Annotated in this window: 19 protein-coding genes and 1 pseudogene; 10 read left to right on the top strand and 10 right to left on the bottom strand. The window is 70.2% G+C overall.

The window, feature by feature from the left end:
• Positions 1 to 877: 877 nt before the first annotated feature.
• The 4 genes from K8Z49_RS11210 (at position 878) to K8Z49_RS11195 (ending at position 3,431) form a co-directional block, all read left to right on the top strand.
• Entirely contained in the window at positions 878 to 1,159 is a 282-nt protein-coding gene (locus K8Z49_RS11210) for a hypothetical protein (protein ID WP_412518594.1), read from the top strand.
• Positions 1,152 to 1,757 carry a DUF6879 family protein gene (locus K8Z49_RS11205; RefSeq protein WP_412518592.1) on the top strand — a complete coding sequence of 202 codons (606 nt, stop codon included), beginning with the start codon at positions 1,152 to 1,154 and terminating at the stop codon, positions 1,755 to 1,757. Before K8Z49_RS11210 ends, K8Z49_RS11205 begins: the two co-directional genes overlap by 8 nt.
• 14 nt (positions 1,758 to 1,771) lie before the next feature.
• On the top strand, positions 1,772 to 2,491 hold the full coding sequence (locus K8Z49_RS11200; RefSeq protein WP_412518590.1) for a DUF6082 family protein: 720 nt from the start codon (positions 1,772 to 1,774) through the stop codon (positions 2,489 to 2,491).
• Between the two features lie 508 nt (positions 2,492 to 2,999).
• Positions 3,000 to 3,431, top strand: a complete 432-nt coding sequence (locus K8Z49_RS11195; protein WP_412518588.1) for a hypothetical protein — start codon at positions 3,000 to 3,002, stop codon at positions 3,429 to 3,431.
• A gap of 514 nt (positions 3,432 to 3,945) precedes the next feature.
• On the opposite strand, the gene K8Z49_RS11190 is transcribed toward K8Z49_RS11195, so the two are convergent.
• Complete coding sequence (locus tag K8Z49_RS11190) at positions 3,946 to 4,125, bottom strand: hypothetical protein (protein WP_412518586.1); 180 nt, start codon at positions 4,123 to 4,125, stop codon at positions 3,946 to 3,948.
• Positions 4,126 to 4,601: 476 nt separating this feature from the next.
• Here K8Z49_RS11190 and K8Z49_RS11185 point away from each other — a divergent pair, with 476 nt between their 5' ends.
• Positions 4,602 to 5,474, top strand: coding sequence for a helix-turn-helix domain-containing protein (locus K8Z49_RS11185; RefSeq protein ID WP_412518584.1), 873 nt, complete (start codon positions 4,602 to 4,604; stop codon positions 5,472 to 5,474).
• A gap of 439 nt (positions 5,475 to 5,913) precedes the next feature.
• On the opposite strand, the gene K8Z49_RS11180 is transcribed toward K8Z49_RS11185, so the two are convergent.
• The 4 genes and pseudogenes from K8Z49_RS11180 to K8Z49_RS11165 form a co-directional block, all read right to left on the bottom strand.
• The gene (locus K8Z49_RS11180; protein ID WP_412518582.1) at positions 5,914 to 6,354 is read right to left on the bottom strand and encodes a YybH family protein; all 441 of its coding nucleotides are present in this window, start codon (positions 6,352 to 6,354) and stop codon (positions 5,914 to 5,916) included.
• Positions 6,355 to 6,619: 265 nt separating this feature from the next.
• Positions 6,620 to 7,288 carry a transposase gene (locus tag K8Z49_RS11175; protein WP_412521031.1) on the bottom strand — a complete coding sequence of 223 codons (669 nt, stop codon included), beginning with the start codon at positions 7,286 to 7,288 and terminating at the stop codon, positions 6,620 to 6,622.
• A gap of 132 nt (positions 7,289 to 7,420) precedes the next feature.
• Positions 7,421 to 8,316, bottom strand: a pseudogene (locus K8Z49_RS11170) (IS982 family transposase).
• A 53-nt stretch (positions 8,317 to 8,369) separates the two neighbouring features.
• Positions 8,370 to 9,326: a helix-turn-helix transcriptional regulator gene (locus K8Z49_RS11165; protein WP_021594072.1), complete on the bottom strand. Its 957-nt coding sequence runs from the start codon at positions 9,324 to 9,326 to the stop codon at positions 8,370 to 8,372.
• An 89-nt stretch (positions 9,327 to 9,415) separates the two neighbouring features.
• On the opposite strand from K8Z49_RS11165, the gene K8Z49_RS11160 reads away from it, so the two are divergent.
• Positions 9,416 to 10,276 carry an SDR family oxidoreductase gene (locus K8Z49_RS11160; RefSeq protein WP_412518579.1) on the top strand — a complete coding sequence of 287 codons (861 nt, stop codon included), beginning with the start codon at positions 9,416 to 9,418 and terminating at the stop codon, positions 10,274 to 10,276.
• Between the two features lie 121 nt (positions 10,277 to 10,397).
• Here the strand turns inward: K8Z49_RS11160 and K8Z49_RS11155 are convergent, their stop codons facing one another.
• Both K8Z49_RS11155 and K8Z49_RS11150 read right to left on the bottom strand, forming a co-directional pair.
• Positions 10,398 to 10,595, bottom strand: coding sequence for a hypothetical protein (locus K8Z49_RS11155; RefSeq protein ID WP_412518577.1), 198 nt, complete (start codon positions 10,593 to 10,595; stop codon positions 10,398 to 10,400).
• A 134-nt stretch (positions 10,596 to 10,729) separates the two neighbouring features.
• Positions 10,730 to 11,800 (bottom strand): aldo/keto reductase, encoded by a 1,071-nt coding sequence (locus K8Z49_RS11150; protein WP_412518575.1) that lies wholly within the window; start codon positions 11,798 to 11,800, stop codon positions 10,730 to 10,732.
• Between the two features lie 108 nt (positions 11,801 to 11,908).
• On the opposite strand from K8Z49_RS11150, the gene K8Z49_RS11145 reads away from it, so the two are divergent.
• From K8Z49_RS11145 to K8Z49_RS11130, 4 genes are all read left to right on the top strand, one after another.
• A complete protein-coding gene (locus tag K8Z49_RS11145; protein ID WP_412518573.1) occupies positions 11,909 to 12,742 on the top strand; it encodes a helix-turn-helix transcriptional regulator in 834 nt (277 codons plus the stop codon).
• A 317-nt stretch (positions 12,743 to 13,059) separates the two neighbouring features.
• Positions 13,060 to 19,515 (top strand): DEAD/DEAH box helicase, encoded by a 6,456-nt coding sequence (locus K8Z49_RS11140; RefSeq protein ID WP_412518571.1) that lies wholly within the window; start codon positions 13,060 to 13,062, stop codon positions 19,513 to 19,515.
• Entirely contained in the window at positions 19,512 to 21,716 is a 2,205-nt protein-coding gene (locus K8Z49_RS11135; protein ID WP_412518569.1) for a UvrD-helicase domain-containing protein, read from the top strand. Before K8Z49_RS11140 ends, K8Z49_RS11135 begins: the two co-directional genes overlap by 4 nt.
• On the top strand, positions 21,713 to 22,573 hold the full coding sequence (locus tag K8Z49_RS11130) for a serine/threonine-protein kinase (protein WP_412518567.1): 861 nt from the start codon (positions 21,713 to 21,715) through the stop codon (positions 22,571 to 22,573). The genes K8Z49_RS11135 and K8Z49_RS11130 overlap by 4 nt, the downstream gene beginning before the upstream one ends.
• Before the next feature lie 87 nt (positions 22,574 to 22,660).
• Here the strand turns inward: K8Z49_RS11130 and K8Z49_RS11125 are convergent, their stop codons facing one another.
• The 3 genes from K8Z49_RS11125 to K8Z49_RS11115 are packed head-to-tail and all read right to left on the bottom strand — an operon-like array spanning position 22,661 to position 26,344.
• Positions 22,661 to 24,355: a helix-turn-helix domain-containing protein gene (locus tag K8Z49_RS11125; RefSeq protein ID WP_412518565.1), complete on the bottom strand. Its 1,695-nt coding sequence runs from the start codon at positions 24,353 to 24,355 to the stop codon at positions 22,661 to 22,663.
• Positions 24,356 to 24,368: 13 nt separating this feature from the next.
• Positions 24,369 to 25,475 (bottom strand): o-succinylbenzoate synthase, encoded by a 1,107-nt coding sequence (gene menC / locus K8Z49_RS11120; protein WP_412518563.1) that lies wholly within the window; start codon positions 25,473 to 25,475, stop codon positions 24,369 to 24,371.
• Entirely contained in the window at positions 25,472 to 26,344 is an 873-nt protein-coding gene (locus K8Z49_RS11115) for a hypothetical protein (RefSeq protein WP_021592499.1), read from the bottom strand. The genes menC and K8Z49_RS11115 overlap by 4 nt, the downstream gene beginning before the upstream one ends.
• Between the last annotated feature and the right edge of the window lies 1 nt (position 26,345).

Below are 26,345 nucleotides of genomic sequence, written 5' to 3'. Positions count from 1 at the left end.
CACTCAGTGGGTGTCGCGGTGGAGGCGGGCGTTGCGGACGGCTGCCCGCAGGCGCTGGGCGCACGGGACGAAAGCCGCCCCAGCAGCGCAGCGACGCCTGACGCCACACGCGTACGACACTTTCAGCGCCGAGTACGCCACCCCTCCACCGCCCGGCGATCACGGCCCACCCCCGTCCGATGGACGCTCTGTGGCCCGCCCCACCGTTCGCCCCTTCACCTACGTCCACGCCGAGTCCACCGCCGCAACGTGATCGTCGGCGCCGGCACGACCACCTTCCTCGACTGGGAACCCACCCTCATGGGTCCCGGGCTTCGGCTGTCCACCTCCAAACAAGATTGACCACCTACCCGGCGGACAGGACGCCCTTATCGCCCGCTGGCACAAGCCATGCCGTCCGGCCAAACCACCGGCCGACAACGGAACCTGGACGCCTACCCCTTCCCCGGAGCACGAGCTCATCGACCCTGGCCACCAGCGGCACCTCCCCGACCCCTTCCACCCCCGAACCATCGAAGGCCCGCCGCCCCCCGAAGACATTCCCCAGCGCACGCCTCGCTCTGGCGCACGACTGCTCCGCCAGCCGCGTGAGGAGAGCGGGGCGCGGACGTCTTTGCTACCGCTTCGCGTGGCCGGTAGAGGACAACTCCACCTTGCCCGAGCCCAGTTCCAAAAGCGTCCATCCCTCTTCTCAAAAGCAGTTCGCCATGCGGCAAGCCGTCTACCAGCGAAAAGGGTCGACCGTCATCTCCGACGCGAATATTTCGGGCGTTCGCGTCACCTTTGTGCACAACTCACCTCCGAAAAGACGTTTTGGACAGACCTTGCCGCCCTGCCGCTGCCGAGAGAAACTTTCTACTAACACCAGCGACCGGAAATGAGTTACAACATGGCCAGGCCGTGGGAAGCCGACCATGGTGCGGGGTTCCATCGGAGGCTGGGGAAGACGGCCGCCGAGGTGGGCGACAGCCGCACTACGCAGGACTGCCCGGAGATCTGGGAGTTAGAGAACGGCGACATCGCCGTGATCGGCCGGGACGCTACCGGTGCCTACAGCGACCGGCTTCCGCCGGGCGTGCGCATCGGCTCTGACGAGCGCCTTGTGATCATCTCCGGTCGCCTGCTAGCCGCCGCCAAACCGGACATTCGCGATGCTTGACGAGATCCATCGGCTCTCGGGGGACGAGCTGGACCACGCCGCCTACCACAGCGACTTCGCCCGCCAGGTCGAAGGTCTGCGGGGTGTGATCTGGAAGCTCGAACGCTCTCAGACCTTCCGGGAAGTGGACGACCCCAGCTGGGAGGCGTTCCGTGCCGGTGACTGGAAGCGATCCCTGGACCTCCTGGAACAAGATCGCGAGGCCGTGCGCACGGAGGCCCGTCACAACAATCGGCAGGGATTGCAGGTCAAGCGTGTCCGAGTGGTCGAATACCCGTTGGCCCCGTACGTCCAATGGGAGTTGTACGCACTGCGGATGCTCGCGGAGGAGGGCTTCGAACTGAGCGTGCTCCCGGCCGCTGAACTCGCATCACTCGAAACCCGCCGCCAGTTGCCCGAGGTCGTGGTCCTCGGGAGGCGGGTCCTCTACGAGGTTCGCTACCTGCCCGACTGGACGCCCGCCGGGGCCAAGCGGGTCAATGGTGAATACGTGATCAGCACGGCCACGGCCGAGATCTCCCGCCTCTTCCAGAAGGGTGAGTCACTGCTCGACTTCTTCGAGCGGGAAGTGGCCCCGCTGCCTGCGCCTGCGGTTTGATCTATCGTTCCTAGATGCCTTCCGTTCGTACAGGTCGCACGAGGCTGGGAACACTCAGCCTCAGCCTCCTCGCCCTTGTGGTCCTCGGTCTGATCGGTGCATCACCGTGGGCCCTGCGAGCTTTCGGGGGGCCCACCGCCCGCTGGGAACGACTGAGCTTCATCGGCCAGACCTACGGCGCCGCGTCGGCGCTCTTAGCCGCTGTGGCGTTGGTGGGGATCGTGGCGACGCTCATCTTTCAGGCGCGCGAGACGAAGATCGCGCGTGAAGAGGCGCGTCGCATAGCGATCGCCGAACTGCTCAAGATGGCCATGGACGATCCCGACCTCGACGAGGCGTGGGGGCCGGTTCCGGCGGGGGAGAGCCGCAAGGCCCGGCGCCAGCTCATGTACATCAACATGATCATCTCGGAATGGCAGATGTCGTACGAGACGAAGGCCCTTCCCGCAAAACGCCTGCGCGCCATCTCCCGCGAGATGTTCAGCGCCCATCCCGGACGCGCCTACTGGCGCGAGGCCCGCCAGGCCCGTCTGAGCACCTCGGAGACCAAGCGAGCCCGCCGCTTTCACCAGATCCTCGACGAGGAGTTCAACCGGGCCCCCACCCCGCCGCCGGACCGCCCCCGCCCCCGCCGTCCCTGGGCACTCATGGCCGGGGCTGCGGCGGGCGTGACTCTGGCGTCCCTTCTCGCCCGCGTCCTGACCCGCCGTACCCGACGAGGCTCAAGCCGCTGAGCACTCCGCTACCGTCAGCCGGTGATGTGGGCCGCACCACGGTTGTCCACGTCCACCGGCTTTGCTTGGGCGGATGCAGACGAGGGCACCCGGCGCGAGCCGGTACAGCGGCCCCGCCCTCCGTTTGACGCCGGTTGCAAGGTCTGAAGATCGCACTGGTCGATCCCGTGCGGGCTCGATCGCTTCCCACAACCGTGAAGTCGGATTCATGACGACGTTCGCGCTGGCGGACGAGCGGGTGCGCGACGGCTTGAGGCGTCATCGTTTGCCCGCGCTTGTCATGACGGCGTAACAGCAATCGAGGCCACACCGGCTACGGCCAGGCCGGAGCGAAGGTAAGCAGCCACCGTGATCATCGAGCCCGCCGCCCGGAACCCGAACTCACCCGGCTCGACACGGGATTCGGGACCGGTCCCGGAGTCTCCGCGCTAATGTGCGGTCACGCAAGGCCGGTCGGTGTCCCCGGTGGGAAGTACTGTCCGTTTCTATCTTTCAGGGGTGGGTCCTGGTGTTGCGGTATGGAAGCGTCATCGCGGCGGCGGTCATGGCGTCGGCCCTGGCAGTAGCGGCTTCCGGCTGCGGGATGAGCGCGGACGCGAAGGCGCGGGACGCGTTCGAGTCGGCGGTGCAGGACGTCGGGCCGAACTCTCGCGGCGGCGTTCCCGGGTATTGCCGGGAACGCCTCGCGATGAGCGAGGGCGAGTGCCTCGACGTGTTCTCCAACGCCGCGGCCTACTGCCCGTGGCCAGACAACAACATGCCCACCATTCTGAAGTCATGGGATGGGGGCGCCGGCCGGACTCTGCGTGTGAGGGGCAAGTATCGTGACGGCACCACCTACACCCGCGATGTGGTCATCGTGAAATACCAGGGAAAGTGGAAGCTCAAGTTTCCGTACTGGCTCGATGGCCGGAGTCAGCCTCCATGTCCTCCCAGTTGAGCAAGTCCAGCTTCGATCGGCTTGGCGGGGTATCGACGGGTGCTGACGGCCGGTGCCGCCACAAGCCTGACGCTGGTATCCGTCCTCACCCGCGCCCTCCTCGCCGTACCTGTTGAACTCGAGCCGCTGAGCCCCGCGCGGACACTTACCCGACCACGCCTCGCTGATATCGGCGCGAGAAGCGCGGAATCGACCCGTCGAGAGCTGTTCGAGCGCGGAGGCCGACGGTGCGTGATGTGCCAGAGATCCCTGGTGATCGAGGCCGCGCCTTCTCTTCCGACCTTGATCGATTCGACGGAGCACGTCGCTCCGATTTTCACTTGCTTGGCTCTAACTGAAGTGAGAGCCTCCTCCGGCCGCGTCGTTCTCGCCACTGCCGATCACGGGCCACGCAACGGACCTCAGCCGCGGAACACCGGGCAATACCGGGTGGTGGGAGCAACCGAATGCCCTCGCTGCAAGAGCCACTACAGCTGGGCCGCGAATGTCGTGGGTATCGCGGACATTCACATCTTTAAGGAGGAGGTTCGTGCTCCATGAGCTGGGCCAGCAGGCTGATGACGCCGCCGCCGGCACCGCCGCCGCTGAGTAGCGCGGCCGGCCAGGCTGCCCCGGCGGCAAGGGCGAGCGCGCAGCAGATGGCTGCGGCAAGAGCCGCAGCCGTGAGAAGGGCGACGGCTTCAAGCGAAATCATCGGCCTTCTCATCTGCCCTCGCTCCGGTGATCAACCACGACCCTCTCCACACAGCAAGGTGGACTGGCGGACGATGGCGCGTTGCTCGGGCACGGCACGGTGGCGTCTTCACGCGTTGCGTGCGGAGGACGTATGCTGAGTTCGACGAACATGAGGACTCCTTGTGTTCGCAGAGGCCGCTCCCTGCTTCCGCCTAGAAGCACCAGGGGGCGGCCTTGGTTCGTTGTTCGATTTTCATACCGCGTCCCTGTTCAGGGTTAGCGCATCGATCACATGGTCGGCTCCTTCTCGATGGATCCGGCGGGTGGTCCTGTAATGAGTGTCGGATGCCGTGCTCAGGACCACAATGAATCCAGACATGAAGGAGCTTTCGCCGGCGTGCCGTGACCGTTCGTGGACGTACGGCTGTGACAGAGCGAAACGATGACGGACAATGAGTGTCACTCGGTGGCGTTCTGTGTCACGACGGGAGAGACATGTCCGGCGATCGTTCGTATGCGTTGCCGTCCGACCCTCGCGAGTGGTTCGCCGCTCAGCTTCGTGAGCTCCGCCGCAGTACCCTGCGCGTGCCGACGGAGGAGACCCTGGCCCGCAAAGCGGGATGCGCACGCTCCACCGTCTCCGCCATCTTGAACGGCCGCCGGTTTCCGAGCTGGGAGCACACGCAGGCTCTGGTCGAGGCTTGCGGGGGCGACCCGGTACTCTGGCGAGAGCGCTGGCTTGACGCCAAGAGGCGGATTGACGAGCAGCGCCAGAACGTGGCCAGGAAAGATCCTCTTCCCGATGCGATCGGTGTTACGGGCACCGCATCTCTCAGCGTGCACTGGTACCGCAACAATCGGGAGTTCTACGAAGCCGCCACCGAACAGGTCGAGCGGGCGCGTTCTGAACTCCGGGTCACCTATACGCGGCGCTATCCGCCGACGTCTTTCGCCACGCGAGCGTCCGCCGAATATTTCGATGCAGTACTGCGGTGGGCCTCCGAGGAGAGTGAGGACGAGCGCAGTGTCCGGCGCATCATCGGTATTCCAGAGCAGCAGGGAGTGCCTGACCCGGACGTCCTAGAGTGGGCCCGGCACCATTATGCCGAAACCAAGAGCATACTTAACTATGAGGCTAACGTGCTGCGATGGACTGCACCGGCCGATCTGATCAACATGGCGCTGATCGACTATGACAGGGTCATTCTTGCCTTCTCCGGTGGTCCCAGACAAAAGCTCAATGGCCTCAGGGTGGAGAATCCCATCTTCTTCAGCTATTTCGCCAGCTACTTCGAGCAACTATGGGCGGTGTTGCAGCCACTGGGCGCCTATCTCGAGGAAATCAGCCGCGACGAATACCGGCGATAGCTGGCTACAAACGGACCGGCAGTGGCGGACCTTGGGACCGCTGCTGCCGCATGGTGAACGACGTGGTCGTCCGCCCACATGACCGCGCCGCAGTGGACACCAGGTCAGGGAGCGGCTGGTCGTTGTGATGAGAGAACGGCTTGGTCCAAGGCCGCGAGGTCAGGGTCTCTTGTCCTGTGACCGGGGAATCGGAGAGCCGCCGTTCATAGTGGCTGACCCGGTCGCCGTGAACCCGCAACCCGAGCAGGCTTAGGCAAGGAGCCGGGCACTCATTCCACGGTGCCGCCCGGAGCGGCGACCCGCGTTCTCTCCGGCTGCGGAGTCCGGCCGGTACGAAACAGGACGTCACTGATGGCGGCAACGCCGAGCCCCTGACCTGTGAGACCAGGTCAGGGGCTGGGCGGGCGGTTGGGCCCTGGACGCTCTGGTCAGTGCCTCGTCAGGGTTCCAGGTCGGCCACGCCCTTGCCGCTCAGCATGTCAATCGGTACGGAGGCCTGGTCGTGCGCGATCAGCCAGTCCTTGTCGATCTTGCGAAAGCCGAAGGTGGCCCGGACCCACGTGCCGCTCGTGGCCGTTCCGTTGCCCAGCGTGCCGCTGAGCCGGCCGAAGCAGTGCCCGTAGGCGACATCGGTGCCCACGGTGAGCGTCAGGTCGCGGACCTCGTACGACACCTCTCGGAAGATCGTGAACGCGTTCGTCCAGTTCTTCAGCTTCGCCGCGATCCCCACGTGCTGCAGCGGCGGCTCGATGTCGAAGGACACGACGTCCGCTGTGTAGACCTGCTCCAGGGCCTTCAGATCCTTGCCCCGGATCCCTTCGACGAGCTTGTCGATCTGCTCCCGGATCTTGGCTTCGTCGACCTCGCGCTGTGCGGGCATGAACACTCCTTCGATCAGTGAGGGGCCTCGGCTTCTCACGCCTATGACGAAGTAGCCCTCTGAAGTGTGATGCCTCGCCACAAAGCCGTCTGGAACGCCATCGGCCCTTCGACCGCCCGTGTTCGCCGGTGGGGGCGCTGCGCCTCCTCGTCCCGGTCGCGCGGTTGGGACCTGTTTAGAAAGTGATCTCGGTGACGGCGTGCGGGTCAAACACCGGCGGGCGCCCTCCGGTGCTTTGCCTTGCGGTTGGCCAGCTGATCGGCCTTCACCGGAATGGTGGCCGCGATCCCACGACGGCGCAGATGAGCGCGGTTGGCCTTGGAGGAATAGGCCTTGTCGGCCAGAACCCGGTCCGGACGGGTGCGCGGCCGCCGCGTCCGGACCGGGCGACCCGGACAGCACCGGCCGGAACTGCGGGCTGTCTGCGCGCTGACCGGCGGTGACCACTACCGCCATCGGTTTGCGGCCCTGCTCGCACGCTAGGTGGATCTTGGTGGTCCGGCCACCGCGCGAGCGCCCCAGCCCGTGATCGGGTGGCTCGTCTCCCGGCGGTTCGACCTGCCCTCCGACATCGTGGCGGGCACCGGCGGCGTGCTGGTGGGCACGGTTTGATTGTCGAGTCCACCGATACACTCCAGACGATCAACCCCGCGGCGTCGGCGAAGGCCATCGGCTTCGCCCAGATGAACGCCCAGATCCCGGCACGCTGCCAGCGGCGGAACAGGTGGTAGACCGACTGCCGGTGCCCGTACCGCTCGGGCACGTCACGCCAGGGCGCCCCGACGCGGGTCCGCCACCGGATGCCGTCTACCTGCTGCCGACGTGACCATTTGGGCGGCCTGCCACGTCGTTCACCACATGGCAGCAGCGGCTCCAGCCTCCGCCACCGCCGGTCCGTCAGATCCTTGCGCGCTCCGATCGATACGTTGGGCACGAGGTCTCCGGTGTTGATGGTCTTCTTGGTCGTTGATCCATCCACCGGAGACCTCACTCGTCTCTGGATCCGACATGCCGCCCACACCGGACATTTCTAAACACGGCCTAGACGAGTGAGTCCGATCTCCGATTAGTGGTCGTAGGCGATCAGTGACCGGGTGATCGGAGCGTTGGTTGCGTGGTTGTGCCAGATCGCGGCGGCCATGGCCAGGACGCGCTGGGCGAGGCGGACGCGGACGTCCTCGGCCGAGCGGCCGCCCTGCTGCTCCAGATCGAGCCGGCCTTTGAGGGTGTCGTTGACCGACTCGATCAGCTGGCGGACCTTCTTGAGCATCGGCTCTCCGTGGCGGGCCCTCTCGTCCTTGCGGGACGGGCGCGGAATGGTGATGCCGTACTCGCCCAGCGGCGTCTCAAAATCCCGGCCGGCCAGGCCCTTGTCACAGATCAGCGGGATGCCCCCGTGCTCGGCCGTCACCTCCACCTCGACCTCCAGCATCGCGGCCGGTACCTCGCGTTCGCCGATCCTGGGGTCGGCCAGGGCCCACAGGATCGGCACCCCCGCCGGTGTGCACACCAGGTACGGCTTCAGCCCCAGTAGAAGCGCGAGTGGCCGGCGCAGTAGCCATAGCCCGCCCATCCGGCAAGATCCGAACGCTTGACCGTCGGCCGTGACATCCCGCACGGCACCGGCGTGGCATCGACGATCCAGCAGTCGTCCAGCCAGAGGTCACTGGAGCGGGCAAGCATCCGGATGGCCCGCTTGACCAGCCCGAGTGCGACCCGCAGCCGCTTGTTGTAGCCCGACTGCCGGGGCCAGATAGGGGAACATGCCGGTCAGGTGCTTGCGGGCATGGCGCAGCGGCACTGCGCCTCGGAGGTGAAGCCCGGCAGCGCCTGGGCGACCGCGACGCAGACCAGCTCGGAGTCGGTCAGCACCGGCGGCCGGCCCGTCCATCGCGGTCCTCCCAACTCGTCGTCGATCTTCACGTACAGTGCCGTGAGAAGGGTCTCGATGTCGTTCGTCACAAAACGATCATTGAGGCCCTTCCCTGCTTCCGCAGGGCTTCGGACTTACTCGTCTAGGCGGTGCCGCCGCGCAGGAAGAGCCGACCGAGGTCGCGCAGGTGGCGGCGGAACTCGGGCGGATGGACGACGTCGAACTCCGCGCCTACGGCGGCCAGGACGAACACAGGCCAGTCGAAGGCGTCCACTTGCAGGCGCAGGCGGCAGGAGTCGTCGTCAACGGGCTCGACCCGGCCACCGGTGACGGCGACTACCGGCTCCACCGCGTCGGCCGGGGCGTGCAGGAGGACGGTGATGTCGTACCGGGTGGGACGGGAGCCGAGCCGCTCGGTGACGAATGCGGCGGCGTCGGTGGCGGGCAGGTCGCGTGGGCGGAAGCGGGCTCCGGTGGCGGCCGGGCCGGTGAGGCGGTCGAGGCGGAAGACGCGCCAGTCGGCGCGGTCGAGGTCCCAGGCGACCAGGTACCAGCGGCGCTTGAGCGAGACGAGCCGGTGCGGTTCGACCAGCCGGGTGGCCGGCTCGCCGGATGGGGTGGCGTAGGTGAAGGTGAGCCGTTCGTCGTCCCGGCATGCCTGGGCGATCACGGTGAGCGTGGTGGCGTCGATCTGGGGGCCGTCCGCCGGGGCGGTGACGGTGTAGGCGCGCAGCGCGTCCACGCGGCGGCGCAGCCGGGGCGGCATCACCTGGACGACCTTGGTCAGTGCGCGTAGCGAGGCCTCCTCGACGCCTTCGACGGCGCTGCCGGCGGCCGTGCGCAGGCCGACGGCGATGGCGACCGCCTCCTCGTCGTCGAGCAGCAGGGGCGGCATCGCGGTGCCGGACCTGAGCTGGTAGCCGCCGGCCGAACCGCGGCCGGAGTGGACCGGGTAGCCGAGTTCGCGCAGCCGGTCGATGTCGCGGCGCAGGGTGCGCTCGCTGACGGCGAGCCGCCCGGCCAGTTCCAGGCCGGGCCAGTGGCGGTGGGTCTGCAGCAGGGACAGCAGCCGCAGCATGCGTGCGCTCGTGTTCGCCATGTTCTCAGGTTCTCCTCCCATCCGGTCAGGAAGTGACCGGAAGGGACTCTAGCGTCGTTCCCGGCAACCACACCGAGAAGGGAACGCCAATGAGGATCCTGGTGACCGGGGCGACGGGGATCGTCGGCCGCCACGTCGTGGACCGGCTCGTGCGGGCGGGCGCGCAGGTGCGGGCGCTGACCCGCAACCCCGCGGCGGCCAAACTGCCGCCTCAGGCGGAGGTGGTCCGAGGCGATCTGACCGAGCCCGCCGGGGTGGCCGCCGCACTGGACGGCGTGGAGCGCATGTACCTGTTCCCCGTGCAGGAGCGCGCCCGCGAAGTCGTCGCGCTGGCCCGTCAGGCCGGCGTACGGCGCATCGTGGTGCTGTCGGCGGCGTCGGTCACCGCCGGCCTGCACACCAGCCCGGTGGAGCAGGCGGTGGAGGAGTCCGGGCTGGAATGGACGCACGTGCGGCCGTGCGGGTTCATGACGAACATGCTGCAACTGTGGGCGCCGTCGATCAGGGCCGAGCGGGTGGTGCGCCACCCCTTCGCGGACGAGCCGATGAACCTGATCCACGAGGCCGACATCGCCGCGGTCGCGGTCACCGCACTGCTGCGCGACGGCCATCACGGTAAGGCCTACACCCTGACCGGGCCCGGCCTGGTCACCGTTCGCGAGCAGGTCGCGGCGATCAGCGCGGCGCTGGGGGAGGAGGTCGGCTACCAGGAGGTCAGCCGCGAGCGCGCCCGTGAGCTGCTGAAAGCGCAAGGGGGATTCGCCGCCGAGTCGGCGGACCTCATGCTGGGCTTCGTCGAGTACGGCGGCGACGACCCGGACGGCGGCGGCTACGCCGACCAGGACTGGTCGGCGCTGATGCGGGTCTGGCCGGACGTGGAACAGGTCACCGGACGCCCCCCGCGAAGCTACGCCGCATGGGCCCGCGATCACGTATCCGACTTCCGCTGACCGTCCCCGCCCATCCTGGGCAACCCCCTCGACCGGGATGCCCGCCTCCACCACCTGGGAACCCCTCAATGACCGGCGCCCTGATACCGACGGCGGCGCCGCTCCCGGCCGCATCCACGCCCTACCGGTGGCGGTGGCCGGCGCTGGCGGTGATCCTCACCGGCTCGGCGATGGAGATGCTGGACTCCACCGTCACCAGCATCGCCGGCCCGGCCATCCGCGCCGACCTCGGCGGCGGAGTCTCCCTGATCCAATGGCTCGGCGTGGGGTGGCCCGCGAAGGCGATCACCGCGAGTCCGGCGGCGCAGATGGCGAACACGGCGGGGCGGTGCCGAACACGCCGCTGTACGGCACATCAAGTAGCCGAGGCGGGGTCGCACAGGACGGAACTACTCCGCGACCCCGCCTATCCCCGAGGGCGTCGATTGGCCATCCTCGGAGTTCGAACGGGAATCAGCGGCGGTTCTCGAACTTCATGTCGCCCACGGTCACGTTGCGGACGTGGTCGCCGGCGAGGAGGGCGTGCGGGAAACCGAGTTCGATCGCGCTGACCTCGTCGAGGTGGGCCAATTGGGAGTCGGTGAGGTCGATCTCCAGGGCGCCCAGATTGTCCTCCAACTGAGCGGGCGTGCGGGCACCGATGATGGGTGCCGTCACGCCCGGACGCCGCAGCGCCCAGGCCAGCCCGATCTGGGCGGGTGTGCAGCCCTGCTGCGCCGCGACCTCCTTGACGACGTCGGCGATGGCCAGGTTCCGTTCGGTGACCGTGCCCAGAGTGGAGGAGTTGAAGCTCTTGCGGGTGCCGTCAGCGGACGCGACGTTGGCCGCGATCAGGTCGTCCCGGCTGTACTTGCCGGTGAGCAGTCCGCCGGCAAGCGGTGAGTACGGAACGACACCCAGCCCCATCTCGCGTGCCATGGGGATCAGGTCGCGTTCCCCGGTGCGCTCGATCAGGTTGTACTCGATCTGCAGCGCGATCAACGGCGACCAGCCGCGCAGGTCGGCGATCGCCTGCATGCGCGACACCTGCCAGGCCGGGGCGTTGGAGATCGCCACGTAGAGGACCTTGCCCTGCCGGACCAGATCGTCCATGCCGCGCAGGATCTCCTCGACCGGAGTCGTGGAATCCCACACGTGCAGGTAGAGCAGGTCGATGTAGTCGGTATTCAAGCGCCGCAGGCTGTTTTCCACCGACGCGGAAAGATTCTTGCGGTGGGCGCCCCTGGCATTCGGGTCGCCGGGCTGGCGCAGCGTCGTGTATTTCGTCGCCAGCACCAAGCTTTCGCGGTTGCCGCGGGTGAATTCGCCCAGCAGACGCTCGGAGCTGCCGTTGCTGTAGGTGTCGGCGGTGTCGATGAAGTTGCCGCCGCGTTCGGCGTAGACGTCGAACAGCTTGCGCGCCTCCTCCGGCTCGGCGCCCCAGCCCGTCTCGGTGCCGAAGGTCGCCGCGCCCAGCGCCAGCGGTGAGACCCGCAGTCCGGACCGGCCCAGCAGCCGGTACGTGTCGAGGGTGAGCGGCATCATGTCCTCCTGTGCTCGTGGTTCGAGGACAAGCCTGCGGTCGCCGCGGGCCAGGGGTAAGGGAAGGCACTTCCTGGGAACACCGGTCCCACCCGGGCTGTTGGACCGGGCATGATCACCCCCGCCGTCGACAAGACACAGGAGCTGGCCGCCTTCCTGCGGACCCGGCGCGAGCGCCTCGATCCGCAGGACGTCGGCCTGCCGCCGCGTCGGCAGGCCCGCCGGACCCCGGGACTGCGCCGCGAAGAGGTCGCCGAACTGGCCGGGGTCAGCATCGACTACGTCGTGCGGCTCGAACAGGCCCGCGGGCTTCGGCCCTCGGCGGACGTGGTCGAGGCCCTCGCCCGGGCGCTGCGGTTGGCCCCCGACGAACGCGCCTACCTCTTCGACCTGGCCGGCCGGCGTCCTCCCAACGCCGGCAAGCCCGCCACCGCCGCGGCACCGCCGCTGGCCAGCCTGGTGGCCGACCTGTCGCCGCTGCCGGCCATGCTGCTGAACCACCGCTTCGACATCCTGGCGTGGAACCGGGAAATGGCGAGGCTGCAACTCGACTTCGACACCCTGCCGCCGTCCCAGCGCAACGCGATGTGGCTGTGCCTGATGCACCCGCAGATACGCGAACACTACGTCGACCGCGAACGCGTCGTCCGCGAGGGAATCGCCCGCCTACGCGCCGCCTGGGCCGCACATCCGGAAGACGAGACGCTGGCCGACCTCATCGCCGAATTCATCACCCATAGCGAGGAATTCGCACGGATGTGGGCCGAGCGAGACGTCAAAGTCAACGGCCGCGGTCACAAGGTGGTACGCCACCCCGAAGTAGGCATGATCACCATGCACTTCGAAGTGCTCATGCCACTGCAGGACCCAGAACAACGCCTGATGATCTGCCGCGCCGCCGACGACGAGAGCCAGGCAGCGTTGGACCGGCTCTTTACACGGTGACGCCGAACCGTCGTCCGCTCAGGCTGTCGGATGCTCCTCACCGGAAGCTGACCGATGGCGGTCAGCGGACCGCTCCTAACGGACGCCCGGGACCCTCGTACCGGCCACTAAGCTGCCGGAACGGAGGATGAAGGGGCGGGGAGAGGTTGCGGCCGACGCTGGCAGCCGACGAAGTTCGGCGGAATCTGACGCAGTACCTCACGACGACGTTCGCGCTGGCGGACGAGCAGGTCCGTGAGGGCTTGGAACGCTTTCTCAACCATCCTGAGCAGGGCATCTTTCGTGGCCCTTACCTACGCATCCGCACCCCCTTCCGTATGGAGGGAGACGGGTGGCGGAGCCTGCTCCAGTGGGCGCCGGCCGGATTCGTCCCGTACCGCCATCAGGCCGCCGCGTTCCGGCGCCTGACGACGTTCGACCACAGGGCGGAGCCGACCCTGATCACGACGGGGACCGGCTCCGGCAAGACCGAGTCCTTCCTCATCCCGGTGCTCGACCACTGCCGAAGGGCACGCGCTCAAGGCAGGACGGGCGTGAAGGCCGTCCTGCTGTACCCGATGAACGCGCTCGCCACCGACCAGGCCCAGCGGCTCGACGACTACCTCCGGCAGCCCGGCCTCGGCGACGTCACCGCGGGCCTCTACATCGGCGACACCCCGGAGACCGGCTACCCGCGCGTGTACACGCACCGGGGCGAGATCCGGCGGTCGCGGCCCGACATCCTCATCACCAACTACAAGATGCTCGACCTCCTCCTCCAGCGCGCCGACGATCTCCCGCTCTGGGAGGACGCCGACCTCGCCTACGTCGTCGTGGACGAGTTCCACACCTACGACGGCGCGCAGGGCACCGATGTGGCGATGCTCCTGCGGCGCCTCGCGGCGGCGCTCGGGCACAGCGAGCCCGGGAGGCCCCTCGGCGGGATCTGCCCGGTCGCGACGAGCGCGACGCTGGGGGAGAGCGGGGACGGAGCCGAGATCCGGCGGGTCGCCGAGGCGGTGTTCGGTACTCCCTTCGGCCCCGACTCGGTGATCGGGGAGGACCGGCAGAGCACCGACGAGTTCATCGAAGACGCCGGGATCGACTACACCCTCCCCCTTCCCGACCCGCAGGAACTCGCGTCCGTTCCCGACCCGCACGGCGATGACGGCGCCATGGCGCAGATCATGCAGGCCGTCACCGGACGGGACTCGCTCACCCCGCAGGAACTCGGCAAGGTCCTCCGGCAGCACATCCTCACCAGCGCCGTCCTGGAGGTCCTCGACGGGAGGCCGCACACGCTCGGGGAGATCCTCGAACTCCTCCCGCGCAAAGGCGCCTACAGCTGGGGCACGGCGATACGGCTGTCCCCCGTGCACGCGGCGACGGCCCTCGCGCGGTTCGTCGCCCTGCTGTCCGAAGCAAGGGATCCAGAGGACGCCGGTCGCCCCTTCCTCCACATCGAAACGCACCTGTGGGTGCGGTCGGTGACGCGGCTGCTCCGCGCGGTCGGCCCCCGGCCCGGGTTCGCCTGGTACGGGGAGGCCCCTCCGCCACTCGACGCGGAGACCACCGTCACCGGCGGCGGACGGGAGATGCTGCCCGCCGTGTACTGCCGCCACTGCGGGCGGTCCGGCTGGGCGGCGATCTCCCCGGAACGCGACCCGCACGACCTCGTCGCCGAACCGGCCCGCATCTACCGGTCCGGCATCTCCGAGAAGCGTCTCGTCCGGCCGCTGATCACCGCGACGCGGCGCGAGGTGGAGGCGCGGGCGGCGGGGGAGCAGGGCGGGCCGAACGTCCTCGTGCTGGCGGCGAACGGCCGGCACGTCCGGCCGCTGGACCCGGAAAAGGACCTGGAGAACTCCGCCAAGGCCGACTTCCGGGACGTGTTCGTCCTCGCCGACCTTTCCCACGGCAAGGAGAGCAACCGGGACGCCGAGAACGACCGCTGCCCCGCCTGCGGCATGGAACAGGGCACACGGTTCCTCGGCTCCGGGCTGGCCGCGCTCGCGTCCGTCGCGGTGACGGAACTGTTCACCGGCGGCCAGCTCCAGAAGCAGGAACGCAAGACCCTCCTGTTCAACGACTCGGTGCAGGACGCCGCGCACCGCGCCGGGTTCGTCGCGAACCGGTCGTTCGGGTTCTCACTTCGATTGCTCCTCGCGTCCCAGCTGGACGACGCCGACGGGCCGAAACCGCTCCACGAGCTGATCTCCGACACCGTCAAGGAGGCCAGCGTCCCCGAATACCTCCCCTCGGTGGTGCCGCCCGACCTGCACGACCGCGACGACGTGGACGCGCTCCTCGCCGGCGAATCCGAAGGGTCCGCGCGGACCTGGACGCTGATCGGGGAGCGGCTCGCGTTCGCGTCCGTCCTGGAGTTCGGGCTCCGCTCCCGGCAGGGTCGCACGCTGGAACTCACCCGGACCGTCGCCGCCGAGGTCGCCGTCCGCGACATCGACCGCATCGCCGGCCTGGCCCGCGACCTCCAGCTCGCCGGACCCGCCGCCCTCACCGGCCTCCCCGGCCACGACACCTACGTCGCGTACGTGCGCGGGCTGCTGGAACGCATGCGGATGCGCGGCGCCGTCCAGCACCACTGGCTCGACGCGTGGATCGACGGCGCCGGAACCAAGCGGTACATGACCATCTGGGGCAAGCGCCCCGACGGGATGCCCGCGTTCCCGCGCGGCCTGTCCGCGCCGCGGTTCGTGCTCGGCGCGCCGAAGAACCGCAGCGAGTTCGACGGCATCACCGGGCGCCACAGCTGGCTCCAGGACTGGACGGCCCGCTGCCTCGGCATCGAACACGGCGCGTCCGGCCACTACCTGTCCCGGCTGCTGAACGTCCTCACCGAGGAGGACGTCATCGCGCGCCGCACCGCCGGGGACGGCGCCACCCCCGTCTTCGGGCTGCGGCCCGGCCACGTCCAGGTCCGCGGACTCGACGACGACCAGGTCGAGAACGCCGGCGTCTACTGCCCCGTCTGCAACTGGCAGCAGACCGTTCACCCCGAAAGCCTGCGCGAATGGGTCGAGGCGCCCTGCCCCCGCTACCGCTGCACCGGACACCTCGACACCGACACGCGCCGCAGCGACCTGTACGAGAACGACTACTACCGCCGCCTCTACCGCAGCGCCCGCCCGTTCAGCGTCATCACCGCCGAGCACACCGGCCAGCTCACCCGGCCGCAGCGCGAGGACGTCGAGCGGAGGTTCCGCGACGGCGCCCGCTACAGCGACCCGAACGTCCTGGCGTGCACGCCGACGCTGGAACTCGGCATCGACATCGGCGACCTGTCCGCCGTCGTCCTCGCGTCGCTGCCGCGCTCACCGGCCGGCTACGTCCAGCGGGTGGGACGCGCCGGACGCAAGACCGGCAACGCCTTCCTGCTGACGCTCATCGGGCGGAACCCCCGCGACCGGTACTACCTGACCGACCCCACCGACATGATCGCGGGCGACATCGTCCCGCCCGGCTGCCACCTGTCCGCCGTCGAGATCCTCCAGCGCCAGTACGTCGCGCACCTCGCCGACCTCGCCGCCCGCGAACGCTTCGACGGGCTGCCCCCGATGCCGCGCCTCGCGTCCGCGCTGTTCGGCGAGTCCGGATGGCTGACCGCGTTCCAGGACGCCGTCCTCGCCGAAGGCGACGCCCTCGCCGGCGGGTTCCTCGCCCTGTTCGCCCAAGGCGACCCCGAGACCGGCGTCACCGAGGAGGCCGCCCGGCGGCTGCGCGACTTCGCCGTCACCGGACTGAAGGAGGGCATCGCCGCCGCGACCCGCGTCTGGGACGAGCGGCTCGCCGACCTGCGCGCCCGCCTGGACGTCATCGACGCCGCCATCGCCGCGATGATCGACTCGGATCTGCAGCAGCGGAACCGCCGCGGCGAGCTGCGCGCCGAACGCCGCGCCGTCCAGGCCCGCATCGCCGAGATCGGACGCGGCGGCGCCCACGGCACCCTCGTCGAACTCGGGCTGCTGCCCAACTACTCGCTCATCGACACCTCCACCGCACTGGAGGCCACCCTCACCTGGGAGGAGCGCGTCGGCGACGAGGCCGGCGAGGCGCCCGCGCCCGCCGACCGGCAGCGGACCGGCGGGCAGCGAACGAACAGGGCGCGCGGCGACCGCCGCTTCTCCAGCGAACTCCGCGAATACGAGCGGTCCGCGTCCACCGCCCTCACCGAACTCGCACCCGGCAACCACTTCTACATCCGCGGCTACCGGCACGAGATCACCGGACTCGACATCGGCACCCCGCAGCGCCCCGCCTACCGGCAGTGGCGCGTCTGCCAGGAATGCGGCTACGTCCGCACCACCGCCGCCGCCGAGGACCACGGCCCCTGCCCCCGCTGCGGCAACGAGCGCATCGGCGACAGAAGCGGCCTGCACACCGTCCTCATCCCCACCCGCGTCACCGCCCACGACCTGCGCGACGACGCCCGCATCCGCGACGACCACGACGACCGGCAGCGCCGCTACTACGAGACCGCCGTCGCCGTCGACATCCCCCGCGACGAGATCGCGCCCGGCGCCTGGCGGCACGCCAGACGCGTGTTCGGCGTCGACTTCACCCGCCGCGCCGTGATCCGCCGCTTCAACCTCGGGTCGCTGCGCATGGACCGCCCCGCCGGCGACCCCTTCGCCGGGGACCTGCGGCGGCTGAACCCGTTCCACGTGTGCCGGACGTGCGGCGGCGCCACCTCCGGCGGCCCGCCCGACGGGGACGGGAGGCCCACCGGCACCACCTCCGGATACGACGCGTCCCGCAGCCACCACCGCCCCTGGTGCCCGCAGCGGCGCGGCGGCGACGTCGAGCACGAACCGCTGATCCTCGCCCATGAGCTGCGCACCGAGGCCCTGCGGATCCTCGTCCCCATCGCCACCACGATGATCCCCGAGCGGACCGTCACGTTCGAGGCCGCGCTGATGGCCGGGATCGCCCGCAGGTACGGCGGTGACCCCGCCCACCTGCGGATCGTCACCGCCACCATGCCCGACCACCTGCACCACAGCGGCCACCGGCGGCGGTTCCTCGTCCTGCACGACACGCTGCCCGGCGGCACCGGCTACCTGCACCGCATGTCCACCGAGGCGGGCTTCCGCGAAGTGCTGCACGAGGCGTACGAGGTCGTGTTCCACTGCCCGTGCGCCAACGAGGAGGGCAAGGCGGCCTGCCACCGCTGCCTGCTCCGCCACGTCCGGGGCGAGGAGTTCGACAAGGCCGACCGCGGCCTCGCCGTCGAGATGCTCGGCGAACTCCTGGAGGACTGGGAGACCGCGTCCGTCGCCAGTACCGACGACATCTCCCTCGTCAACCAGGTCGAAAGCGAACTGGAGGCCCGGTTCCTCGACGCGTTGATGCGGTGGGCGCGCAAGCCCGGCAGCGGCCGCGCCCTCAGCTCCGGCCCCCGGCTCAACGACCGGCGCACCGCCGACCTGCGCATCACCTCCGGGGACGACGTCGTCCACTGGCAGGTCATCCTGCAGAACACCATCAAGGAGACCCGGCCCGACATCTACTTCAAACGGCTGGACGGGGCGCCCCTGGAAGTCGCCGTCTACCTCGACGGCTACAACTACCACGCCGCCCCGCACGCCAACCGGCTCGCCGGCGACGCCGCCAAACGCGCCCGTCTCCGCGCCCACGGCCGCGTCGTCTTCCAGATCACCTGGGACGACGTCGAGCACTGGGAGAGAGGCCTGTTCCCAGAGTCGCCCGCGTGGGTCCCGTACCAGGGCATCGCCCAGGGACGGGCCCGCGAGGGCTACCTCCACGGCGGCGGCGACCCGGCCGAGCTGGCCGACCTGATCTGGGCCAACCCGATCCAGACGCTGCTGGCCTTCCTGTCCGACCCCGACGCCGACCGCTGGCGGCGCCGTGCCGAAGCGGCCGCGACCGGCCTCGTGATGCCCGGCGCCGAGATGCGGCGCGCCTCGCCCGGCGGGATCGGCGACCTGCTCACCGCCGCCGTCCGCGGCGACGACGCCCTGCCCGAACCGCCGCCCGGCGACCTGATGCTCGTCCGCACCGAGGACGCCTCCGGCTGCCCCGTCACCGTCGTCGCGAACGCCCGGACGCGCGCCTGGACTGCCCTCGCCGTCATCGACGACCGGACCGCCGCGATCACCGCCGACGAGGACGCCCACCGCCGCCGCTGGCACGCCTGGCTGTACTGGGGCAACCTCCTGCAGTTCCTGTCGTACGGGGAGGGCGACGGTGTCCAACTCGCCCACACCGACCTCTCCGGGTTCGACCCCGCCGCGCTCGCCGTCACGGGTGGTGCGGGCCTGCTGTCGACGCTCGGCCTGCTGCCGCTCGACCCCGACGACCTGCCGCCCGGCAGCGTCCCGGAAGCACGACCGGAACCCGAACCCACCCGTGCCGACCCGCACCGGGCGAGCGCTCCGCCGTCCTCGGCGGACGCCGAGGCATCCCCGCTCCCGCTCCCGCCACCGCCGCCGTCCCCGGACGTGGCCGCGCCCGACGATGCCTGGGCCGAAGTGCTCGACCTGCTCGACCCCGACGAACCCCGCCTCGCCGACCTCGCGCGCTGCCTGATGGCGCACGCCGTCCCGGCCCCCGAGGTCGGCTACGAACTGGGCGAACAGGCGTGGCAGGCCGAACTGGCCTGGCCGGACGCCAAGGTCGCCGTCGTCCTCGCGGGCAACGACGACGAGGCCACCGGCCGCTACCACGCCTACGCGAGAGCCGGTTGGGAGACCCGCTCGGCGGCCTGGTGGGACTGTGACGAACTGGCGGAACGAATCAAGGCGGCGAACCCATGACCACGCAGGGCGAGGCCACGCTGCGGCTGCTCGACAAGGCCGACAAGGAGATCCAGAAGCTGCCGCGCGTCGTCAAAGGCGCGATCTACGAATTCCAGCACGACTTCCGCAAGAACCCCGACGCGCGCGGCCTGCGGCTCAAGCAGCTCCAGGGCCACGACCGGCTGTACTCCGCCCGGATCAGCGCCGACTACCGGGCGCTGCTCCTGCACGCCGGCAACCGCGACTACATCCTCGTCGCCGTCCGGCACCGCAAGGACGTCTACGACAACCTCGGCCGCTACCAGTACAAGATCAACGATGTGACGGGCGGGATCGAGTTCGTCGACCTCGTCAGCGTCGAGGAGAACGTCTCCACCCCCCGCGCCGCTCCGCCGATCGCGGCGAAGCCCGCGCCACCCGCCGAGGCGCCGCCGCTGTTCGGCGGGTTCACCGACGACCAGCTCCTGCAGCTCGGCGTCGCCGCCGCCCTGCTCCCGCTGATCAGGAAGATCACCACCGAGGAGGAGCTGCTCGGCCTCACCGAGCTCGCCCCGGCGCTCACCGAGGAAGTGCTGCTCGAACTGTACTTCGGCCGGACGTTCGACGAGGTCCTCGACAAGATCACCACGCCGGTCCAGGCCAAGGACGACGTCGACACCGAGGACTACGCCGCCGCCCTCGGCCGTCCCGCCACCCGCGTCACCACGTCCGACACCGAACTGCAGGCCGTCCTCGAAGACGACTTCGGCCGCTGGAAGGTGTTCCTCCACCCGAGCCAGCGCAAGCTCGTCGAGCGCGACCACAAGGGCTCCGCCCGGGTCAGCGGCGGCCCCGGCACCGGCAAGACCATCGTCGCGCTGCACCGCGTCAAGCACCTCGTCGACGGGCTCCCGCCCGGCGGCGGCAAACCCGTCCTGCTCACCACCTACAACAAGAACCTCGCCGCCGACCTCCGCAAACGCCTCCTCGAACTCGGCGGCCCCGAGACCGTGTCCCGTGTCGAGATCGTCAACATCGACAAGCTCGCCGCCGACGTCGTCGCCCGCGCCGAACCCGGCGGCAAACGCCGCTGGATCGACGACGCCAAAGCCGTCCAGGAATGGCGCGACCTGCTGCTGGAACTCGGCGAGACCCGCTGGGACCCCGAGTTCCTGCACGCCGAATGGACCCACGTCATCCTCGGCATGTCCGGCAACTCCCGCGCCGACTACTTCCGCACCCGCCGCCCCGGACGCGGACGCAGCATCGGCCGCGCCCAGCGCGCCGAGATCTGGCGGCTCGTCGAGAAGTTCCGGCTCCGCCTCGACGAGAAGAACCTGTGGACCTACCGGCAGGTCGCCGAGCACGCCGCCCGCCTCGAACAGGAACGCGCCGAGAAGATGCGCCGGCACCGGGAAGGCGGCCTCAACATCCACCGCGAGGACGCCTCCGTCGCCCGGATGCGCCCGCGCTACTCCCACATCGTCGTCGACGAGGCCCAGGACCTCGCCGCCGCGCACTGGAAGATGCTCCGCGCCATGGTCCCCGAAGGCCCCGACGACATCTTCCTCGTCGGCGACGTCCACCAGCGGCTCTACGACAACTACGTCTCGCTGAGCGTCCTCGGCATCAACATCCGGGGGCGCCGCTCCTCCCGGCTCACCCTCAGCTACCGCACCACGCACGAGATCCTCGGCTCCGCCGTCCGGCTCCTCGGCGAGGAGTCCTGGGACGACCTCGACGGCGAGACCGACGAGCTCGGCGGCTACCGCTCCGTCCTGCGCGGCTCCCGGCCCGTCCTGCACGGCGCCCCGACCTGGGAGGACGAGCAGGACTACATCGCCGCCACGGTCAGCGAGCTGATCGACGGGCCCTCGCCGTCCATCGCGATCAGCGTCCCGGAACGCGCCATGGTCGCCGAGATGGAGGCCCGCCTCGCCCGCGCGGGCATCCCCGCCGCCTCCATCGGGCCGGACGGGCCCCGCGTCGACGACGTCGTCCACATCGGCACCATGCACCGCTTCAAGGGCCTCGAATACCAGCACGTGATCGTCGCGGGTGTCTCCGACGGTCTCGTCCCGCAGTCCTACCTGCGCAGATGGGAGCAGTCGGACCCGGCCCGCTACCGGCGGGAACTCCAGCGCGCCCGCTCCCTGCTGTTCGTCGCCGCCACCCGCGCCCGCGACACCCTCCACGTCACCTGGCACGGCGACCCGAGCCCGTTCCTGGGGGACCGGTGAAGATCGGCGGCCGCTACACGCGCGGCAAGCCCCTCGGCGTCGGCGGCATGGGGCAGATCTGGGAGGGCACCGACGACCGCCTCAACCGCCAGGTCGCCATCAAGGTCATCCGCCCCGGCCTGCCCGACCGCTCCGCCGCCCGCCGCCGCTTCTACCGGGAGGCCCGCATCCTCGCCCGCCTCCGCCACCCCGGCATCCCCGCCCTGTACGACTTCGGCGCCCACGACGACGAACTGTTCATCGTCATGGAACTCGTCCCCGGCGCCGTGAGCCTCCGCGACCTCATCGCCGAACGCGGCGACGACCCGCTCCCCGTCCCCTGGGCCGCCGTGATCGGCGCGCAGTTCTGCGCCGCCCTGGCCGCCGCGCACGGGGCAGGGCTGATCCACCGGGACCTCACCCCGTCCAACATCGTCCTCGCGCCCGACGGAACCGTGAGAATCCTCGACTTCGGCGTCGCCACCGCCCTCGACCCCGCCGAGTTCTCCGCGATCACCCGCCCCGGCGAGGCCCCCGGCTCCGCCCGCTACATCGCCCCCGAACTCGACGGCTACGCCGCCGCCGACGCCCGCGCCGACCTGTACTCGGCCGGCTGCGTCCTCCACGAACTCCTCACCGGCCGTCACCCGGCCGAGCGACCCGCGGGATTCCGCGACGACCTCGCCGGATCACTGGCGCACGTCATCGACGCCCTCCTCGCCGAAGACCCGTCCACCCGCCCCTCCAGCGCCGCCGACGTCGTCCACGCCCTACTCCCGCACGCCCGCGACCTCCCCCCGCTCCCGGGCTACTACACCCCCACCCCGAACAACCCGACCCACCTCTACACCAAGGCCCTCTCCACCCTCCCCACCTGACCGCGCGAAAGGTCGGCGATGTCCGAAGGAAGGCCGCTGAGCGACGCGTCGATCGGCGTTGAGGACCCACGGTCGGCGGGACGGGAATCAGGCGTCGGGTGGGCCGTTGAGGCGGAGGACCTGGAGTTGCACCATCATGGCGAATCGCTGGTCGGGGTCGCCGAGATCACACTGGCCGACCTCGGCGATCCGCCGGAGCCGGTAGCGGAAGGTGTTCTGATGGACGGCGACCGATTCGGCGGCCGCGGCCACGTCGCCGAAGGCGTGCAGCCAGGCGCGGAGGGTCTGGACGAGATTGCCGCGGTGCCGGCGGTCGTAGTCGATCAGCCGCGCCAGCGCTCCCGCCGGCTTCTCGCCCCGGGCCCTGGTGAGGTCGCGCAGCTCCGAGATCAGCGCTTCGCCCTGCAGCTCGTCGAAACGGCCGATCCGCCGATGGAGGCGTCCCTCGCGGAGCACCCGCAGAACCCGGTCGACGCAGGATCGGCTGTGGGCCACACCGGACAGGTCGAGCGCCATCGGGCCCACCGCGCTGATCGGCGGCAGCCGGTCGCCCACCCGATCCAGGAAGTCCTGGAGGATCCGCACCGCGCCGGTCTCCGCCTTGTCCGGGGCGCCGGTCAGGGGCACCAGCCCGTAGGTGACCGCGCCGATCGCCGCCGCCGTGGACCGGGGGTGGATCGCGGACAGGTGCAGGGCGAACGCGTCGTTGAGCGACTGCCGGTCGTGGACCACGGTGGCGCTGTCGGTGGAGTGCAGGCCGCGTTCGTCGAGAGTCACGCCCAGGACCAGCAGCGGCTGGCCCGACAGGCCGAGCCGTTCGAGCGCCTCACCCGCGCCGACGCCGCCTTCGAGCGCGGTGCTCAGCAGGTCGGCCCGCATCCGCCGCTGCACGTCGGCGCCGGCGCGGACCCTGAGCATGTGCAGGGCGACCAGCTTGGCCGACTCGCGCAGCGCCTCGTCGCGCTCGTCGCTGAGGGGTTCGGGTATCGCCGCCCAGACGGAACCGAGCACCTCATCGCCCGCACGCACGGAGACGGCGACGCGTGGCAGCGTGTAGCCGCCCGCCCCGTCGGCGATGGGTTCGATGAAGACGGTCTGGTCGCTGCGGAGCAGATCCCGGAAGATCCCGCGCTCGTGCAGGATGCGCGCGTACCGCTCCGGCACCTGGCGGCCGAGGATGGTCTCGACGCGGGAGGGGTCGGCCTCGTCCTGGCGGCCGGAGAAGGCGAGCACGCGGGAGTTGCGGTCCTCGATGGTGACCGGTGCGTCCAGCAGCGCCGCGATGGCGTTGGCGACCGCGAACAGGTCGCCCGCGGGCAGCCCGCCGAGTGACTCCTCCTCGGCGGGACCGGCGGCCGCGCCCTGGTTGAGCAGGGACCGGAGCATCTCGCTGAGGTGGCCCCACGGGGCGCCGCGGCGCAGGCCGAGCACGGCGACCGACGCCTCGTCGGCGGCGGCCCGTACCGCGTCGGTGAGCGGGACCGGCTCGCGGAGGACGAGCGCGGCCGCGTTCTGGCGCCCCAGCGTACGCAGAAGGGCGGCGACGCGGCCGGGAGCCTCGACTCCGACACCGAGCACCAGCGCGTGGGAGGGCAGCACCGGCTGGTCGAGCGGGTCGTGGAACACGACCGCGCTGATCTCTCCCGGACGGTCGGGGTCGCCGTGCACGAGTTCGAGCAGGGTAGCGCCCAGGTCGGCGACGACCCGGCTGAGATTCGCGCGTGGGCCCGCGGTGACCGAGTGCTGCACGATCTCACGGTAGACGCGCCCCACGGCGGTCATCCAGCCTGACCGCTCAACAGGTGATCCGTTCAGTCGCGGTGGTGACCTCGGCGAGCCGGTCCGCCGCCGGCACTAGGCCGAGTCCGGGCCCGGTGGGGACGGCGAGGTGGCCCTCGTCGAGCACGAACGGCCGGGTGATATCGGACGCGTAGTACCGGCCGGAGGCCGAGGTGTCGCCCGGCAGCGTGAACCCGGGCAGCGCGGCGAGCGCGACGTTGGCGGCCCGGCCGAGGCCGGTCTCCAGCATCCCGCCGCACCACACCGGGACGCCGTGCGCCACGCAGACGTCGTGGATCCGGCGGGCCTCCAGGTATCCGCCGACCCGCCCCGGCTTGATGTTCACCACCTGGCAGGCGCCCAGCCGGATCGCGGCCGCGGCGTCGCGGGCCGAGGTGATGGACTCGTCCAGGCAGATCGGTGTCCGGATCCGCCCGGCCAGGTCCACGTGGCCGAGCATGTCCTCCTCGTCCAGCGGCTGCTCGATCAGGAGCAGGTCGAAGGGGTCCAGCCGGGCCAGGTGCCGCGCGTCGGCCAGGGTGTACGCCGTGTTGGCGTCCACCTGGAGCAGCAGGTCGTCGCCGTACCGCTCGCGGACCGCGCGAACCGGTTCGACGTCCCAGCCGGGCTCGATCTTGAGTTTGACGCGGACGTAGCCCTCGGCGAGGTAACCGCCGACGGCGTCGAGGAGCTCGGGAACGCTGTTCATGATCCCGACCGAGACACCGCACGGGACCCGTTCGCGCACGGAGCCGAGCTCCCGGCCGAACGAGCGGCCCTCGGCGCGCAGTTCGGCGTCCAGCACCGCCATCTCGAGCGCCGCCTTGGCCATGCGGTGGCCCTTGAAAGGCACGAGGACCTCCGCGACGGAGTGGGCCGCCGGCGACCCGGCCGCCATCACCGCGGGAACGAGGAACCGGCGCAGCACGTCCGCCGCCGCGTCGACGTACTCGGAGGAGTAGCGGGGACCGGTCATCGCCGCGCACTCGCCCCAGCCTTCGGCGTCTTCAGCGATCGCGCGCACGAGCAGGATGTCGCGGGCGGTCTCGGTGCCGAACGAGGTGCGGAACGGCGCCACCAGGGGCATGGAGATCCGTCGCAGTTCGACGTCGGTGAGTTTCACGATTCACTCCGTACGATGTACCAGCCCGTGCGGTCGAAGCCGTCGATCCGCCCACCGCGCTCGGCCAGGCCGATGAGCGCCCCGCGGACGGCGAGCCGCCAGCGCCGTGCCAGCTCCGGTTCGTTCGCGCGGAGTGCCGTGATGTCCCAGGGCACGGCGACGAGTGAGGTCGCGCCGTCGAGCCTGCCGGGCACCGGGCCGCCGTCCTCGGCGATGTCCAGCGCGACCACGGCGCCCGCCCTCAGCTCGTCCGCGGCCACCTCGCCGGCACCACCCCCGAGACAGGCGACGGCCACCGCGTCGTCGCGGAGCCGCCAGCGCACCAGGAGCCGGTCGGTCTCTCCGTCGCTGTTGATGGCGTCGACCATCGGGCCGTAGAAGTTCGGCAGGTACTCCACCGGCCGCGCGGCCAGCTTCACGAGGTTGAAGTAGGCGTTCCTGGCCACCAGCGGGTCGAACGTCCAGGCGATCTCGTCGACATCGCGCAGCAACGCCCAGGCCCGCTGGTGCTGTTTGAGCGCGAAACCGACACTGCGGCCGGTGGCGTCCGCCGAGACACCGGCGATGTGGCTGTGGAGGACGCCGCCCGCCGGAGCGAAGAAGCCCACGCAGGCGCCGATCAGCCGGTCGCCGTCGAACGCGCCCGCCACGTAGTTGCCGGCTTTGGCGAAGGCGCGCAGCAGTTCGATGGTCACCGGCGGGTTGTCCGACCGGCCCCAGATGGCGGCGAAGAGGCTGACCATGTCGGCGAGCTCGGTGATGTCGGTGAGTTCGCGCACGGAGACGCCGGCCGCACTGGCCGCGGTCTCCGCGGCCAGGGCCGCGGAGACCAGCACCGGCTCCGCGTTCGCGACGCTGATATCGGTCACC

The sequence above is a fragment of the Actinomadura madurae genome (genome assembly GCF_047130825.1).
GTDB classification, from domain to species: domain Bacteria; phylum Actinomycetota; class Actinomycetes; order Streptosporangiales; family Streptosporangiaceae; genus Spirillospora; species Spirillospora madurae.
Note: the sequence above shows the minus strand (reverse complement) of the source record. Positions and strands in the feature narration are given on the sequence as shown.